Source organism: Pseudomonas sp. GW821-FHT01A09 (genome assembly GCF_058986725.1).
The window spans coordinates 126,042-142,306 of the sequence record NZ_JBYSWB010000017.1 but is presented as its reverse complement, the minus strand read 5'-3'; the positions used below and the strand labels follow the sequence as shown (position 1 = coordinate 142,306).

The window sequence follows — 16,265 nt, the reverse complement described above, 5'->3', positions numbered from 1 at the left end:
CCACGGTCTGTACTGTTGGCGCAGTCAGATGCTTAGCGTTCGTCCCACCACCCCTTCAAGTTCTACCATACAAGCAAAGCTTGCTTGCGAAGAGGCCCGGCCTGATCGACCAAAGGCTGAAGATTTACAGTTCATACCGATCCACCGCCCGCCGCCGCTCGTTGTCATCGCGCATGTCATAGGCGGCAGTGGTCTGGATATTGGTGTGATGCGCCAGTTTCTGCGCGATCGACAGATCGTGCTCCTCGATCACCCGGGTGATGAACGAACGCCGGAAGTCATGGGGCATGATCTTCACCCCCACCTCCGCGCCCCGCTGACGGGCGATGTAGTAAATCGCGTGTTTGGTGATCCGTTCCCGGGTGATGTGGCTGCCGCGGCGAATGCGGTTGAACAGAAAATCATCATCCACCTGCCCTTCCGGCAACTGGCTGCGCCGCAGCTCCAGCCACGCCTGCAGTTTCTCGAAGGCCCACGCCGGGGCGTATTTGAGCAACTCGCGGTTGCCCTTGCCGATCACCCGCAGGCTGCGCTCGACGAAGTCGATCTGGCCGAGATCGAGATTGACCGACTCCGACTTGCGCATCCCTGACCCGTACAGCACCGCGATCACCGCCGCATCGCGCTTGCCCTGCGGGCGCGGGTCGGCATCACAGGCGGCCATCAGGTCACGGATCAGCGTGCGCTTGAGGTTGCGACCGTTGCCCAGGCGCGTGCCCTGAGTGGCCTTGACAGCGCGGATCTTGAGCAGGTGGGCATGGTCTACCAGCTCCAGACGCCAGGCTTCGTTGACCACCCCGCGGATGGCATTGACGTACAACGATGAGGTATTGGGCGCGTAGCCATCCTCGCGCAGCGCCGCCACCAGCCCGGTGATATGGGCCGGCTGCAACAGGTGCCAGGGCACTTCGCCGATGTCGGTATCGGCGAAGCCGAGGCGATCGGCGGCGTCCTGCAGCACATAGCGCAAGGTCAACTGGCTGCTCGGCGCCAATCGCGCGAAGTACTGCACCAGTGGATTGCTCGATGGCGAGGCGGGGATGAAATCGGCAAACGGAGGGGAATCGTGTTCAGGCAAACCAAGGCAACTCTGGGCAAAAGCCGGCAGTTTACCAGTGGTCGGTCGCTCGCTGCCTAGCTCCCGCTTGAACTTTGTTTCACCACAGCGCTGTGCCGGATGCTCTAGCATCGTGCGCTTCGGCTTTCTGCTTTACTGGTAGCTGGCGCACCCTGCGCCTCCCCGAGGCACCCACGAGGGCAGTTCTTGAATCGAGTATTGCTGTGCACCACGGCCCTGATGCTGGGCCCCTTGGCCACCGTTACCGCCAGCGCCGAGGCGACTGCCACCGAGATGCGCAGCGTCGAACCCGTCAAGGGTCAAGGCGTGCTGCACTATTACCAGTCCGATACCGCGCAGTCCGATGGCAAGGCCCCAATCGCCGCCGTGATCGCCATCCATGGCCACCCGCGCGATGCGCTGCGTACCTTCCAGGCCACCGCGACGGCAGTCAAGGGCACCGCCACGCTGGTGGTGGCGCCGATGTTCCAGGTGGACGAACGCCATTCCGACCGCTGCGTCACCGCTGGCGAACCGCTGGCCGAACCCGGTGATCTGTTATGGACCTGCGGCTCCTGGATCGCCGGCGAACCGGCCAGCAACGCACCTGGGGTCAGCGCCTTCAACGCGCTGGACGCGGTGGTCGCGCAGGTGCACCAGCAGTATCCCAGCGTCAGGACCATCACCGTGGCAGGCTTCTCGGCGGGCGCGCAGATGGTCCAGCATGCCATCGCTTTCGCCGCTCCGGCGCCGACCGGGGTGAAGTTGCGCTATGTGGTGGCCGACCCTGGCAGTTGGCTGTATTTCGACACCTGGCGAGCATCCCCGACCGCCGGCTGCGCGGATTTCAATCAGTGGAAGTACGGCCTGGAGGGACTGCCCGGTTGGCTGCCCCAGACGCCGGAACGTGCGCGTCAGCAATACGCAGCGGCCGACATCCGCTACCTCGAAGGCGAGCTGGACAGCAGCAACGCCAAGGGCACCTTCTATCCGATCCTCGACAAGAGCTGCGCCGCCCTGGCCCAAGGCCCCTATCGGTTGCAACGCGGCCAGGCCTATCAGACTTATGAACGCGAGCAGCTCAAGCCCAGCAAAGCGCGGCCGCTGGCGATCGTGCCGGGCTGCGCCCACGAGGTGATCTGCGTGTTTCCATCGGCCGCGGGCCGCGCGGCATTGCTGGATCAATGACCTCACTGGCGAGGGGGCAACCGCCGCGCCAGCCCGCTCCCCGATGTGCTTTGACCTCTCTCACCGCGCGCTCGACCGCCAATAAAAAGTCAATTTACTGTCATATATTCTTTACAAATGTGAACCACTGATCACTTTGTTCGGTTTTTTGACAATTCCCCGATATTCGGTCGTAACTTTTTTTCTCCTTCCTGTCATAACTGCGGTGCCTACCGATGGATTATTGGCAGTCATCGCGTCCATTGCTTGATAAGGAGATAAGTGCATGATTTTCAACGTACAAGATTTTGGCGCCAAAGGCGACGGCATCACAGACGACACCGCAGCCATTCAGAAGGCGATCGATGCGGCGTCTGCCGCCGGTGGTGGCCAAGTGTACGTGCCGACCGGCACTTATATCGTATCGGGAGGCGAGGAACCCTCCGACGGCTGCCTGATGCTCAAGAGCAATGTGTACATGTCCGGCGACGGCATGGGCGCTACTACCATCAAAGTGGCCGACGGCTCCGACACCAAGATCACCGGGATCATCCGCTCGGCCTATGGCGAAGAAACCCATGATTTCGGCTTGAGCAACTTGACCTTGGATGGCAACCGCGACAACACCACCGGCAAGATCGACGGTTGGTTCAACGGCTACATTCCCGGCAAGGAAGGCTACGACTCCAATGTCACCCTCGACGGCGTCGAGATCAAGGACTGTTCTGGCTACGGCTTCGACCCCCACGAACAAACCGTCAACATGGTGATCAAGAACAGCGTGTCCCATGGCAACGGCCTGGATGGCTTCGTCGCCGACTTCCTCAGCGACAGCACCTTTGAAAACAACGTTGCCTACGACAACGATCGCCACGGCTTCAACGTCGTTACCAGCAGCCATGACTTCACACTCGCCAACAACATCGCCTACGGCAACGGCGGTGGCGGCATCGTGGTGCAGCGCGGCAGCGAAAACATTCCGTCGCCCAGCAATATCACCATCACCGGCGGTGAGGTCTACGGCAACGGCGCCGAGGGTGTGCTCATCAAGCTGTCGAGTGAAGTCACCCTTAGCGGCGTCGATATCCACGACAACAGCAGCGCCGGAGTTCGCATCTACGGCAGCAACAACGTCACCGTCAGCGATAACACCCTCAACAACAATTCCCTGGGTGGTGGCGTGCCCGAGGTGATCATCCAGTCCTACGACGACACCAACGGCGTGTCCGGCAAGTACTACAACGGCAGCGACAACACCATCGAGGGCAACACCATCAGTGGCAGCAACCTGTCCACCTATGGCGTCGCCGAGCGTAACGAAGACGGCACCGACCGCAACGCGATCGTCGGCAACACCATCAGCCACACCAGCAAGGGCGACACCCTGGTATATGGCGATGGCAGCTATGCAAGCGCCACCGTGCCAGTGATCACCGTGCAAGGCACCGATGGCAACGACACCCTGCTGGGCAGCAGCGCCAACGAGATCTTCTACGGCGGCGCCGGCAAGGACACCATCAACGGCGGCGCCGGCGATGACATTCTGGTGGGCGGCGCCGGCGTCGACAAACTCACGGGCGGTGCGGGCGCGGACACCTTCCGCTTCGCCAGCCCGACGGACAGCTACCGCACGGCCACCAGCAGCTTCGACGACACCATCACCGACTTCAACGTCAGCCAGGACAAGATCGACCTGGCCGGCCTGGGCTTCACCGGGCTGGGCAATGGCCGCGGCGGCACCTTGCAGGTCAGCTACAACGCCAGCACCGACCGCACCTACATCAAGGACTACGATGCAGACGCCAGCGGCAACCGCTTCGAGCTGATCCTTACGGGCAACCTGGCCAGCACCCTGACGGCCAGCAACTTCATCTTCAATCGGGTGGTCAGCGGCACCGCCGGCAATGACTCGCTGCAAGGCACCGACGGCCCCGACACCCTGCTCGGCCTGGCCGGCGCCGATAGCCTCAGCGGTGGCGCCGGGGACGATCGTCTCGATGGCGGGGCCGGCGCCGATACCCTCAGCGGGGGCGCCGGCGCGGACACTTTCGTGTTCTCCAGCCGCCTGGACAGCTATCGCAACTACAACGCCGGCGGTGCCAACCTTGGCGATCTGATCACCGATTTCGACACCAGCGCCGACAAGATCGACCTTTCGGCGCTGGGATTCACAGGGCTGGGCGACGGCAAGAACGACACCGTCTACCTGGTGCTGAACGCCGCCGGCACCAAGACCTACGTCAAGTCGCTGAGTGCCGACGCGGCCGGCAACCGCTTCGAGATCGCCCTGGACGGCAACTACCTGAACACCTTGACCGCCGCCAACTTCGTCTTCGCCACCGCGCAAACGGTCAACCACGCGCCAGTGCTGGCCGCCCCCTTGCTGGACCAGAACGCCACCGAAAGCACCCCCTTCAGCTACGTGGTACCGGCCACCAGCTTCACTGACCCGGACAACGACAGCCTGGCCTACAGCGCCACCCTTGCCGATGGCAGCGCCCTGCCCGACTGGCTGAAGTTCGATGCCGTCACCCGTACCTTCAGCGGCACGCCGAGCGATACTGCGTCGGGGACCTATTCGGTGCTGGTCACCGCCCTTGATGCCGCCAACGCCAAAGTCAGCGACAGCTTCACCCTGGCGGTGAAGGACGTACCCGCGGCGCCAAGCGTGATCAACGGCACCCCCGGCAACGACACCCTGACCGGGGGCACCGGCAATGAGCAGCTGTTCGGCGGCGCCGGCAACGACATCATCAATGGCGGTGCCGGCAACGATATCCTCATCGGCGGGGCCGGCGCCGACAAGCTCACCGGTGGCGCCGGCGCCGATGTGTTCCGCTATACCTCCAAGCTGGACAGCTACCGCACCGCGACCACCAGCAACAGCGATCAGATCCTTGATTTCGACGTCAACGCAGACAAGATCGACCTCTCGGCACTCGGCTATATCGGCCTGGGCAACGGCAAGGACGGCACCCTGCAGATCAGCTACAGCGCCTCGACCAACCGCACCTACCTCAAGGACCTGATCCCCGACGCCAATGGCAACCGCTTCGAAATCTCGCTGACGGGCAACCTGGTCAGTACCCTGACGGCCAGCCACTTCGTGTTCGCCGATCAGGAGCAAGGCGGCAATGTCGCGCCGGTGGTGGTGATTCCGCTGCTGGACCAGACCGCCACCGAGAGCACGCCGTTCAGCTACACCGTCACCAGCAACAGCTTCGCCGACGCCAATCAGGACGCGCTCACTTACACCGCGTCCCTGCTCGACGGCAGCGCGCTGCCCAGCTGGTTGACCTTCGATGCGAGCAAGCTGACCTTCAGCGGCACACCCACCGACACCGCGTCGGGCTCCTACGCCGTGCTGGTCAAGGCCACCGACCCGTCGGGCGCCTCGGTCAGTGACAGTTTCTCGCTGGCAGTGGCCGATGCCCCGGCCAATACCATCACCGGTACCAGTGTTGGAGAAACCCTGACCGGTACTGCAGGCGCCGACCTGATCCTCGGTCTGGGCGGCGATGACACCATCAAGGCCGGCGCCGGCATGGACATCATCGACGGCGGCGCCGGTCGTGACGCCCTCTACGGTGGCGACGGCGCTGACACCTTCCGTTTCAGCAGCCTGTCCGACAGCTACCGCGACTATGACGCCGGGGGCATCACCGCCACCGACACCGTCTATGACTTCACCGTGGGTAGCGACAAGATCGATGTCTCGGCGCTGGGCTTCCTCGGCTTGGGTGATGGCTCCAATCATACTCTGGTCCTGAGCCTCAACGACGCCGGCGACAAGACCTACATCAAGTCCAGCGAGGCGGATGCCGACGGCAATCGCTTCGAGATCGCCCTCAGCGGCAACTACCTGAACAGCCTCAGCGCGAGCGATTTCGTCTTCGCCGACCGTGCCCAACAGGACATTCTCTATCTGCCGACGCTGGGGCAATCCAACGCGCGCCTGCTGCGCATGACCGATGACGATAACCAGTCCGGCACCTCTGACCTGGTGAACGACCTGAGCAAGTACACCACCTACGACGTGCGCAGTCAGTTCAACGATGCCGATGGCAATGGCATCGATATCGCCGTGGGCGGCAGCACGGTCGACGGCCTGTCGACCGGCACCCCGGAAGAGCTCAGGCTGTCCTGGTGGCTCACCGATACCAACCAGCCGGGCCCGGCCTTGCTGCGCGCCGTGGCGCTGCTGCAGGATCAGGTCAGCCAGCTCAAGGCCATCGACAACGTGACCATGGGCATCATCTGGGGCCAGGGCGAAGAAGCCGCTCAGGAAATCGCCCGCGCCACCGACAAGGTCGCTGCCGCCGCCACCTACAAGGCGGCGACCCTGGCGGTGTTCGACTACCTGCACGCGCAGTTCGGCAACTTCAACGTGTACATGATGGAAACCGGCCATTACGACCAGGATGCCGCCCGTGTGCGCGGTTATTCCGAAGACAAGATCGCCAGCATCGTCGAAGGCGTCGGCATCGTCCGCGCCACCCAGGAAGCCATCGCCGCCGAACGCTCCGACGTGAAACTGGCCGTGGACTACACCGACCTGCCCCTGCGGCATGAGGTGGACCCGTTGGTCTACCCTGACGACGTCTGGCACCTGCACGAGGAGTCGGCGGAGATCGTCGGCCAGCGCCTGGCCGACTACATCGCCGATGACCTGGGCTTTCACGGCAACCCTGACGACAACAACAGCGTGCAGGCGATCTTCGATGGCGCCCAGAACGCCGGCGGCAAGATCTTCGGCACCGATCAGGATGACACCCTGGTAGGCACCTCCGGCAACGACACCATCGATGGCGACCTCGGCGCCGACAACATGACCGGCGGCGACGGTAACGACGTCTACATCGTCGACAACGCCTTCGACTCAGTGGTGGAGACCAACGCCGCGGCGGCGCAGATCGATGCGGTGCAGGCGTCGGTCAGTTGGACCCTGGGTGCCAATCTGGAAAACCTGGTGCTGACCGGTATTTCCGACATCGACGGCACCGGCAACGAGCTGCGCAATTTCATTACCGGCAACAGCGGCAATAACATCATCGATGGCGGCGCCGGTGCCGACAGCCTCAGCGGTGGCGATGGCAGCGACACCTACTTCGTCGACAACGCCGACGACAGCGTCATCGAGACCAACACCGACAGCGTATCCGGCGGCATCGACAACGTGCACAGCAGCCTGGCGGCCTACACCCTGACCAGCAACGTCGAAAACCTGTATGTCGATTCACCGGGCGCCGCCAACGGCACCGGCAACGCGCTGGACAACACCTTGTTCGCCGGGGCGGGCAACAACGTGCTGGACGGCCGCGCGGGTATCGACACCGTCTCCTATGCCAATGCCACGGCAGGGGTCACCGTCACCCTCTCGACCTCGGCGCAGCAGAACACCGTCGGTTCCGGGCTCGACACCCTGAAGAACATGGAAAATCTGAGTGGCAGCAATTACGACGACAGCCTCACCGGCAACAGTGCCGCGAACACCCTGGACGGCGGTGCGGGCAACGACAACCTGGTGGGCGGCGCCGGCGACGATCGCCTGATCGGCGGCGCTGGCACCGATACCCTGACCGGCGGTACCGGCGCCGATACCTATGTGTTCGGAGCACTGGCGGACATGAGCGTGGGTGCCTTGCGGGATGTGATCAGCGGCTTCAAGACCACCGAAGGCGATCATCTGGACTTCACTGGCCTGGACGCGAACCCGCTGACGCCGGGCATGGATGCCTTCACCTTCATCGGCAGCAGCGCCTTCGATCCCAACAACGCTACCGGGCAATTGCGCTTCGCCGACGGCATCCTCTCGGGCAGCATGAATGCCGACGCCACGCCGGAGTTCGAGATTCAGTTGGTAGGGGTCAAGGAATTGCACGCCTCAGACTTCACTGCCTGACGTCCACCCCTGTAGCGAGGGGGCTCGCCCCCGATTGGCCTCGCCTGACACTCCTCACAGGGATCAGTAAAATGCTATCGGGGGCAAGCCCCCTCGCTACATTGATGGTGGTGAGCCGACTCAGAACAAGCCCTGCACCTGCTCCAGCACCGCGCGGTTCATCTGCCCGGTGTGGGTGTGCAGGCTGACGTAACTCTGCAGCATGTCCAGCTTGGTGTTGAGCAGATCCCGGCGGGCCTGGAACAGCCGTTGCTGGGCATCGAGAATATCCACCGTCGAGCGCACCCCACCCTGAAAGCCCTTCTCGGTCGAAGTCAACGCCCGCTGGTTGGATTCCACCGCGCGCAACATCGCCTTGCTTTTGGTGAATCCGGCGACCACGCCCAGATAATCGGCTTCGATATCCTCGGCCAGTTGCTGACGCTGCACATCGTAGTCCGACTGCGCTCCGGCCAGTTGCGCCTCGGCCTTGGCCACCGAGGCCCGCACGGTGCCGCCGCGGTACAGCGGGATATCCAATTGCACACCCACGTAGTAGGTGTCCTGACGCGGATCGAGGTCGTTGTACTGCTGGGTTTCGCGGTGAGTCGTCTGCGCGGTCAACGACAGCGTCGGGTAGTGCCCGGCGCGCTGCGAGTCGGCCTGGGCCTCGGCGACCTTGACCGCCGCCAGCCGCGCTGCCAGCTCAGGGCTGGCGTCGCGGGCGATCGCCGTCCAATAGGGCAAGTCCTGTTCCGTCGGAAGGGGGCTGCTGCTGGCGAGTTCTTCGTGCATGGGCTGAATGTCATCGATGGCCACGCTGGCACGCCCGGACAACGCCCGCAACGCGGCGACGCGCTTGGCCTCGGCCTCGGCTTCCTGGGCCTCCACCAGATCGAAGCGCGCCTGGGCCTCATCGATGTCGGTCACCGCGCCCTGGCCCAGTTCGAACAGCCGCTTGCTCTGGGTCACCAGGCCGCTGATGGCGGTCTTCTGCTGGCCGATCAGCTTGATTTCGTTTTCGGCTCGGGCGACGTCGAAATAGCTCTTGGCAACACGGTCATAGAGGCTCTGCCCGGCCACGTCGAACTGCTGCACGCCCAGCTGGCCGCGCGCCTTGCCTTCCTGATACGCAGCCCAGCGGCCCTTGTCGTAAAGCGGTTGCTGTACGGCAAGGGTGACGTTGTTGGCTTGATAGTCATTGCTGTTGACGTAGGTGTTGTCCTCGCCACCATCGGTACGCCCGCCTCGGCCATAGCGCGAGCTCAACGACACCTGCGGATACAGCCCGCCGAGGCCGATAGCCTCCTCGTGCTGGGACGCTTCATAGGCATGGTTGGCCGATTGCTGGGTCGGGTCGTTGAGGCGCGACGCGTCGTAGGCGGCGGTCAGGCTCAGTGGTTGCGCGGCCCAGGCCGAGCCGATGGCGGCCCAGGTAGTCAACAGGCAGAGCGGCCAGAGTGTCCGGGGGGCACGGCGATTACGCTCGGTCATGGTTCATTCCTCCTTGAACGCGGCGAGCAAGCGTTCGCGCAGGGGTTTCATCAGGTAGTTCATCAAGGTGCGCTCGCCGGTCACCACGGTGACGTCGGCGAGCATCCCGGGGCGTACCAACAGGCCTGCGGCTTGCAGCGAGGCAACGGTCTCGGCGGGGATATCGACCCTGGCGGAAAAATACGGCTGGTGGGTCTGCTCGTTGAGCAACTGGTCGGCCGACACCGTGGTAACGATGCCCGTGACCGTCGGTGTATCCACACGCTGCAAGGCCGTGAAGTGCACGTGCACCGGCAAGCCCGGGCGCAGCTTGTTGGCCATCAGCGGTTCGAAGCGCGCAGTGATGGCCATGGGTGCGTCCAGCGGCACCACTTGCATCAGGCTCTGCCCGGCCTGGGCGACACCGCCGACGGTGTGGATGCTCAAGTCCATGACTTGCCCGCCCACTGGCGCACGGATCGCGCCGTTGTCGACCTCGAATTGCAGCGCGCGGATCTGGTCGGCAAAGCCTGCGGCCTCGGCCGAGACCTCACTGAGCTGGGTTTCGGCATCGCGGCGAAACTCCTGCTGGGTCTGCAGGGCCTTGAGTCGGCTTTCGTTGATGGCCTGGCGCGTCTTGCCGACATCGCCCACGCCCGAGGCGATCTGCCCGGCCAGTTGCGCGGCATTGCGCTCGGCCTCGAACAGCTTGTTGCGCGGCACATAGCCCTCGCGGGCAAGATCGCGCAGGCCTTCGAGCTCTTGCTGCTGGAACTGCATCTGGGTGTCGTAGTTGCGCTTGACCCCTTCATAGCCTTGCAGTTGCTGCTGTAGCGAGGCCGCTTCGTGCTCGAGAATCTGCACCCGGCTGGCGAGCTCGACGCGGCGCGTCTGAAACAGCTGGGTCTGCAGGGCCATGGCTGCCTTGACCCGCGGCTCGTTGGCATGGGCGAGCAACTCGGCAGGCCACTCGATGGTCGACTTGCCCAGACGCTCGGCAATCAAGCGCGCCTCGATGCTGCGGTCGTTGAGCAGTTTGCCCAGGGTCACGTCCAGCTGCGATTGCGCCTGCACGGTATTGAGCTGCACCAGCAACTGCCCCTGGGTGACCCGGTCGCCGTCGTTGACCAGCAGTTTTTCCACCACCCCGCCCACCAGCGACTGCACCGCCTTGCGTTCGCCCGCCACCACCACGGTGCCGCTGCCCACCACGCCCTGGTCCAGCGGCGCCAGGCAGGCCCAAAGCAAGAAGCCACCCAAGGCCAGCACCAGAAAGCCCACCCCATAACGCGCCGCCGCACCGGCATCGGTACTGGCGCTGGGCAGGGTGCCGTTGCTGCGCACGCTCAAGCCCTGGGGCTGTTCGCTGTAGGCCTGGGACCCCGGAGTCAGATCACGCATCTTTGCCAGCCTCCCTGACGACAGTGGGTTTGGGTGCCGGCATCAGTGCTTTGAGCACCCGGTCGCGGGGGCCGAAGGCTTGCTGAGTGCCGTCCTTGAGCAGCAGGATCTGATCCGCCACCGCCAGCACGCTGGGGCGATGGGTAATCAACACCACGGTGCTGCCGGCCGCCTTCAACGCACTGATGGCTTGCACGAGCGCCAGCTCGCCGGCTTCGTCGAGGTTGGAGTTGGGCTCATCGAGCACGATCAGCGTGGGGTTGCCGTACAGCGCCCTGGCCAGGCCGATGCGCTGCTTTTGCCCGCCGGACAGGCCCAGGCCACCGGGGCCCAGAGGTGTGTCGTAGCCTTTGGGAAAGCGCAGGATCATCTCGTGAATGCCGGCGTGACGGCTGGCGGTGATGATCTTGTCGGCATCCTGAGCGCCGAAGCGGGCGATGTTGTCCGCCACGGTACCGTCGAACAGTTCGATATCCTGCGGCAGATAGCCCAGATGGGGCCCGAGGGCATCGTGGGACCATTGGCTGATCTCCGCTTCATCCAGACGCACCGAGCCGCCCAGCGGCGGCCATACGCCCACCAATGCCCGGGCCAGCGTCGACTTGCCACTGGCGCTGGCGCCGATCACCGCCAGCACCTCGCCTTTGCCCAGGCTGAAGTTGATCCCCCGCAGAATCGGCTGCAACGCGCCCGGCGGGCCGACATAGAGTTGCTCCAGACGCACGGCGCCACTGGGCGGCGGCAGCGGCATGCGCAACCGGTCGCGAGGGTGCTGGGTCAGTAGATGACTCAAGCGCTGATAACTCTGGCGCCCGGCATTGAACTGCTTCCACGAACCGATGGCGATCTCCACCGGCGCCAGTGCCCGGCCCAGTAGCAGCGACATGGCGATCATCATGCCCGCCGACAACTGCCCTTCGAGCACCAGCAATGCACCCAGGCCCAATGCCAGCGACTGCCCTGAAATCCGCACGAAGCGGGTAGTCGAGGTGATGCGCGCGCTGCGGTCGCTGGCGTGTGCCTGGGCGGCGATGATGCCCTGCTGCAGCAGACTCCAGCGTTGGCGCAACGGCCCGAGCATGCCCAACGCCTGAATCACTTCGGCGTTCTGCAAGGTGCTGTTGACGTAGATCGCCGATTGCACGCCCAGGCGGTTCGCCTCGCCCAGCCGCGCCCGGGTCGCCAGCTCGCCCCACAGCGCCAGGCCGATGAGCACCAGCGCGAGAATCAAGGTCAGCACGCCGAACCACGGATGGAAGATGAACGCCACGATGAGAAAGATCGGCAGCCAAGGCGCATCGAGCAAGGCGATCAAGCCTTGACCGGTAATCAGTTGGCGCAAGGTGGTCAGGTCGCTCAGGACCTGCGCCGGATTGGCATTGTGCTCGCGCAGGCTGCGGGCGAAGGCGGCATCGAAGATACGCTCGCCCAGGGCATCGTCCAGCCCGGCGCTCATGCGGATCATCACCTGACCGCGGACCCATTCGATCAGCGCGCTGAACATGAACAGCCCCAGAGCGATGAGGGTCAGCATGAACAGGGTGGTTTCATTGCGGCTGGTGAGCACCCGGTCGTACACCTGCATCATGTACAGCGACGGCACCAGTACCAGCAGATTGATCACCCCGCTGAACAGCGCCAACGACCAGAAGACCCGGCGGTAGCTGAGCAAAGCGGCATCGATGTCATGATGTGGATCAAGTAGCAAGCGCATAGGGTCTGACCAGGTAGCGGCGTCCACCCTGTAGCGAGGGGGCTTGCCCCCGATAGAGCCATCGGTATCACTGAAGGTGGCTGATGTGCCGCTATCGGGGGCAAGCCCCCTCGCTACAGGTGCAGAACTGGGGATTGTCGTTCGATAGAGATTGACATCATTTCGATAACTTAGTGCCGCTATGTACCGATATCGACTCAATACGTCAGATTATTGGCTTTGCCGCGTTCAGACTCCTGCAGGGCCTTATGTTCTAATGGCCGCCCTTTTCCCTCGAGAACCCGAAACATGCGTGTGTTGGTCATCGGCTACGTCTGGCCAGAACCCACTTCCTCGGCCGCTGGCGGGCACATGATGCAGATCCTCGAGGCCTTCGTGGGGCAAGGCTGGCAGGTGACGTTCAGCAGCCCCGCGGCGGCCGGTGAACACACCGCGGATCTGGCATCGCTGGGCATCGAGCGCCGGGCGATCACCCTCAACGACAGCAGCTTCGACCGCTTTATCGAGGGCCTGCAGCCGGACATCGTGCTGTTCGATCGTTTCATGATGGAAGAACAGTTTGGCTGGCGCGTCGAGCGCCACTGCCCCGACGCTTTGCGCATCCTCGAAACCAGCGACTTCGCCAGCTTGCGCGATGCGCGTCAGCGCTTGCTCAAGCAACACCTCAAGGAGGCTGCCGAGCCCGATGACTGCTCGGCGCTCTTCGCCCCTCAGGGCCAGGCGCTGTATGCGCACATGGCCGACGCGGACACGACCCTGCGCGAGGTGGCGGCGATCTATCGTTGTGACCTCAGCCTGATGATTTCCGACGTCGAGATCGAATTGCTGACCCAGGTGTTCGGCGTGCCAGCCAACCTGCTGCTGTGGTGCCCGCTGATGCTCGCTGCGCCCGATTCACCACTACCGGGCTTCAACGAGCGCCAGCACTTTCTCAGCATCGGCAACTTTCGTCACGCCCCCAACTGGGATGCCGTGCAGTGGATGAAGTCCGCAGTGTGGCCTTTGATCCGTGCCCGCCTGCCACAGGCCCAACTGCACATCTATGGCGCCTACACGCCGCCCAAGGCCACCGCCCTGCACAACCCCAAACAGGGTTTTCTGGTGCTCGACCGCGCCGACGACGCACTGGCAGTCATGCGTCAGGCCCGGGTGGCGCTGGCGCCGCTGCGCTTCGGCGCCGGGATCAAGGGCAAACTGGCCGACGCCATGCTTTGCGGCACACCCAGCGTGACCACCGTGATCGGCAGTGAAGGCATGCACGGTGAGCTGCCCTGGCCAGGCGCGGTGGCCAACGATGCCCAGGCCTTGGCCGCTGCCGCCGTGGCCCTGTACGAGGACCCGCAGCGCTGGCAACTGGCGCAACAGCAGGCATTGGCGTTGCTGGCTCGGCGCTATGCGGCCAAACCTCATCAGGATGCCCTGATCGCGCGCTTGCAGGCGCTGCGTGGCCAGCTGTCGAGTCACCGATTGGGCAACTTCACCGGCACCCTGCTGCGTCACCATCACCACAAAAGCACCCAGTACATGGCCCAATGGATAGAGGCGAAAAACCGACTACACTGACGATTTTTAGGGCGCAAGATATTTCACTGGGTAACTTGTTGCGGTTCAGTTACCTCCCTACCAAGCCGTCAGGACCGAGGGCCAGGCCATGTACAACCCACCAGGAGCAACACTGTACGAAAGCCCGTTGATGTTGCAGTTCATCGAGTTGCTACCTACTTTGAAACCCGCATTGCGCAAGGTCGCCGAGTTCATCCTGCGCGAACCGCTGCAAGCGGCGACCATGAACATCAACGAGCTGGGTGCCAGCACCGCCTCCTCTACCGCCGCCGTCCATCGCTTTGCCAAGGCCATGGGCTTCGACGGTTTCATTGGTCTGCGTCACGCGCTGTTGGTCAACCTGAGGGGCTGGGTCGCACCCGGGGCCGATATACGGGAAGAGGTGCTAGAGCTCGCAGACGGCCATTTCGGTCTCCGCCAGCAGGTACGCCAGGCCAAGCACAATCTTGACGCGGTCATCGACAACAACCCGCAGGCGACCTTCCAAGCGGTAGTCGATGCCATGGAAGGTGCCCGGCGGCTGTACATCGTCGGCTTCGGCAACAGCTTTCACCTGGCAGGCTTGCTGGGGACGTTGCTGATCCCTTTTGGCAGCAACATTACAGTCGTCAGCAACGATGGCGGCATCGACGTCACCGCCCAGCTGATCGCACCGATCACCGCCGAGGACGCGCTGCTGGCCCTGTCGCTGCCACCCTACACGCGCGAAACCGTGCATCTGGTGCGTTACGCCAAAAGCAAGGGCGCGCGCATACTGGCGCTCACCGACGCGCCGATCTCGCCTTTGGCAGCCCTGGCAGACCACGCGTTATATACGCCGCCGTCCCACCCTGTCTTGCGCAACAGCAAGGTCGCATCGCTAGCGGTGATCGAGGCCCTGGCGGCGGCCATCCAGTTACGCCACCAGCCGCGGGTCGATCTGGCCATGAACCAGGCGCGAGAGGCACAGATTTACATGCATGGCGAGGACCTGGCGGCGGACGACGCCACAGGTATCGAGATCCAGCAAGTAGACACCATGCGTCAATGACGGGGCGATGCGCCCCATGCTAAAAAATGCCCATAACAATAACAGCCCGGCCCAAGCCCATGTCCAGAACCACCCGCGTCACCGATCCGTCCTACGAACTGATGGACGACCATGAAGGCTTGTCCATCATTTACCGCCAACACGGTTTCCCCTGTCCGCTGGTACGCTGGCACTTTCACAAGGAATATGAGCTGCACTTGATCGTCGCCAGTGCCGGCAAAGTGTTCGTCGGTGACTATATCGGCAACTTCACGCCTTACAGCCTGTTCCTTACCGGCCCTAACCTGCCGCACAACTGGATCAGCCAGGTCGGCCCTGACGAAGTGGTGGACAAGCGCGACATGCTGGTCAACTTCACCGACGAGCTGCTCGAGAGTGGCAATCAGGTGTTCGCCGAGCTCAAGCAATTGGCGCCATTGCTGGAGCGCTCCCGGTACGGCATCGAATTTCGCGACCCCAGGGTCATCGTCCAGGCCGCCGAGTCGATGCAGGCCATCGCCGATAGCCAGGGAGTCAGACGCCTGGGGCACTTCTTCATTCTCATGGAGCTGCTGGCGGGCTGTGAGCAGTATCAATTGCTGTCCGCCACCACATCGCTGCAACTGGCCGATGAGAGCAGCGTCGACCGCACCAACCGGGCCGTGGATTATATTTTTAGCCACTACGGCCGTGAGTTGTCCCTGGAGGAAGTGGCCGAGCATCTGGGCATGAAGCCGACGTACTTTTCCCGCGTATTCAAGCAGGCGACCGGGCGTTCGTTCGTCGAGTTCGTCAATCGGCTGCGCATCAGCAAGTCCTGCGAACTGTTGGCCGACGGTGACCGACCAGTGACTCAGGTGTGCTTCGAGTCGGGTTTCAACAACATCTCCAACTTCAACCGGCGCTTCCAGCAACTCAAGGGTATGACCCCGTCCCACTATCGCCGTTTGGCGGTGCAGCGGCTGACCGAACGCACCCGTGGCTGATCGAGACGCCGCCG

The 16,265-nt window shown here is 63.4% G+C and carries 9 protein-coding genes; 5 read left to right on the top strand and 4 right to left on the bottom strand.

Features of this window, described 5'->3' with window-relative positions:
• Positions 1–124: 124 nt before the first annotated feature.
• A complete protein-coding gene (locus tag AC3WJP_RS19405; protein ID WP_493722318.1) occupies positions 125–1,042 on the bottom strand; it encodes a site-specific integrase in 918 nt (305 codons plus the stop codon).
• Positions 1,043–1,264: 222 nt separating this feature from the next.
• Between AC3WJP_RS19405 and AC3WJP_RS19400 the strand changes: the two genes are divergently transcribed.
• On the top strand, positions 1,265–2,245 hold the full coding sequence (locus AC3WJP_RS19400; RefSeq protein ID WP_493722313.1) for an alpha/beta hydrolase family protein: 981 nt from the start codon (positions 1,265–1,267) through the stop codon (positions 2,243–2,245).
• 265 nt (positions 2,246–2,510) lie between these two features.
• Entirely contained in the window at positions 2,511–8,126 is a 5,616-nt protein-coding gene (locus AC3WJP_RS19395; RefSeq protein ID WP_493722312.1) for a M10 family metallopeptidase C-terminal domain-containing protein, read from the top strand.
• A 120-nt stretch (positions 8,127–8,246) separates the two neighbouring features.
• Here AC3WJP_RS19395 and AC3WJP_RS19390 read toward each other — a convergent pair whose 3' ends face one another.
• Genes AC3WJP_RS19390 through AC3WJP_RS19380 form a run of 3 tightly spaced genes read right to left on the bottom strand, consistent with a single transcriptional unit; the run spans position 8,247 to position 12,693 of the window.
• Entirely contained in the window at positions 8,247–9,599 is a 1,353-nt protein-coding gene (locus tag AC3WJP_RS19390) for a TolC family outer membrane protein (protein ID WP_493722311.1), read from the bottom strand.
• A gap of 3 nt (positions 9,600–9,602) precedes the next feature.
• On the bottom strand, positions 9,603–10,979 hold the full coding sequence (locus AC3WJP_RS19385; protein ID WP_493722310.1) for an HlyD family type I secretion periplasmic adaptor subunit: 1,377 nt from the start codon (positions 10,977–10,979) through the stop codon (positions 9,603–9,605).
• Positions 10,972–12,693, bottom strand: coding sequence for a type I secretion system permease/ATPase (locus AC3WJP_RS19380; protein WP_493722309.1), 1,722 nt, complete (start codon positions 12,691–12,693; stop codon positions 10,972–10,974). Before AC3WJP_RS19380 ends, AC3WJP_RS19385 begins: the two co-directional genes overlap by 8 nt.
• Positions 12,694–12,981: 288 nt before the next feature.
• Here AC3WJP_RS19380 and AC3WJP_RS19375 point away from each other — a divergent pair, with 288 nt between their 5' ends.
• From AC3WJP_RS19375 to AC3WJP_RS19365, 3 genes are all read left to right on the top strand, one after another.
• Positions 12,982–14,256, top strand: a complete 1,275-nt coding sequence (locus tag AC3WJP_RS19375) for a glycosyltransferase (RefSeq protein ID WP_493722308.1) — start codon at positions 12,982–12,984, stop codon at positions 14,254–14,256.
• Positions 14,257–14,344: 88 nt separating this feature from the next.
• Complete coding sequence (locus tag AC3WJP_RS19370; protein WP_493722307.1) at positions 14,345–15,286, top strand: MurR/RpiR family transcriptional regulator; 942 nt, start codon at positions 14,345–14,347, stop codon at positions 15,284–15,286.
• Positions 15,287–15,345: 59 nt separating this feature from the next.
• Positions 15,346–16,251: an AraC family transcriptional regulator gene (locus tag AC3WJP_RS19365; protein ID WP_493722306.1), complete on the top strand. Its 906-nt coding sequence runs from the start codon at positions 15,346–15,348 to the stop codon at positions 16,249–16,251.
• Positions 16,252–16,265 lie beyond the last annotated feature (14 nt).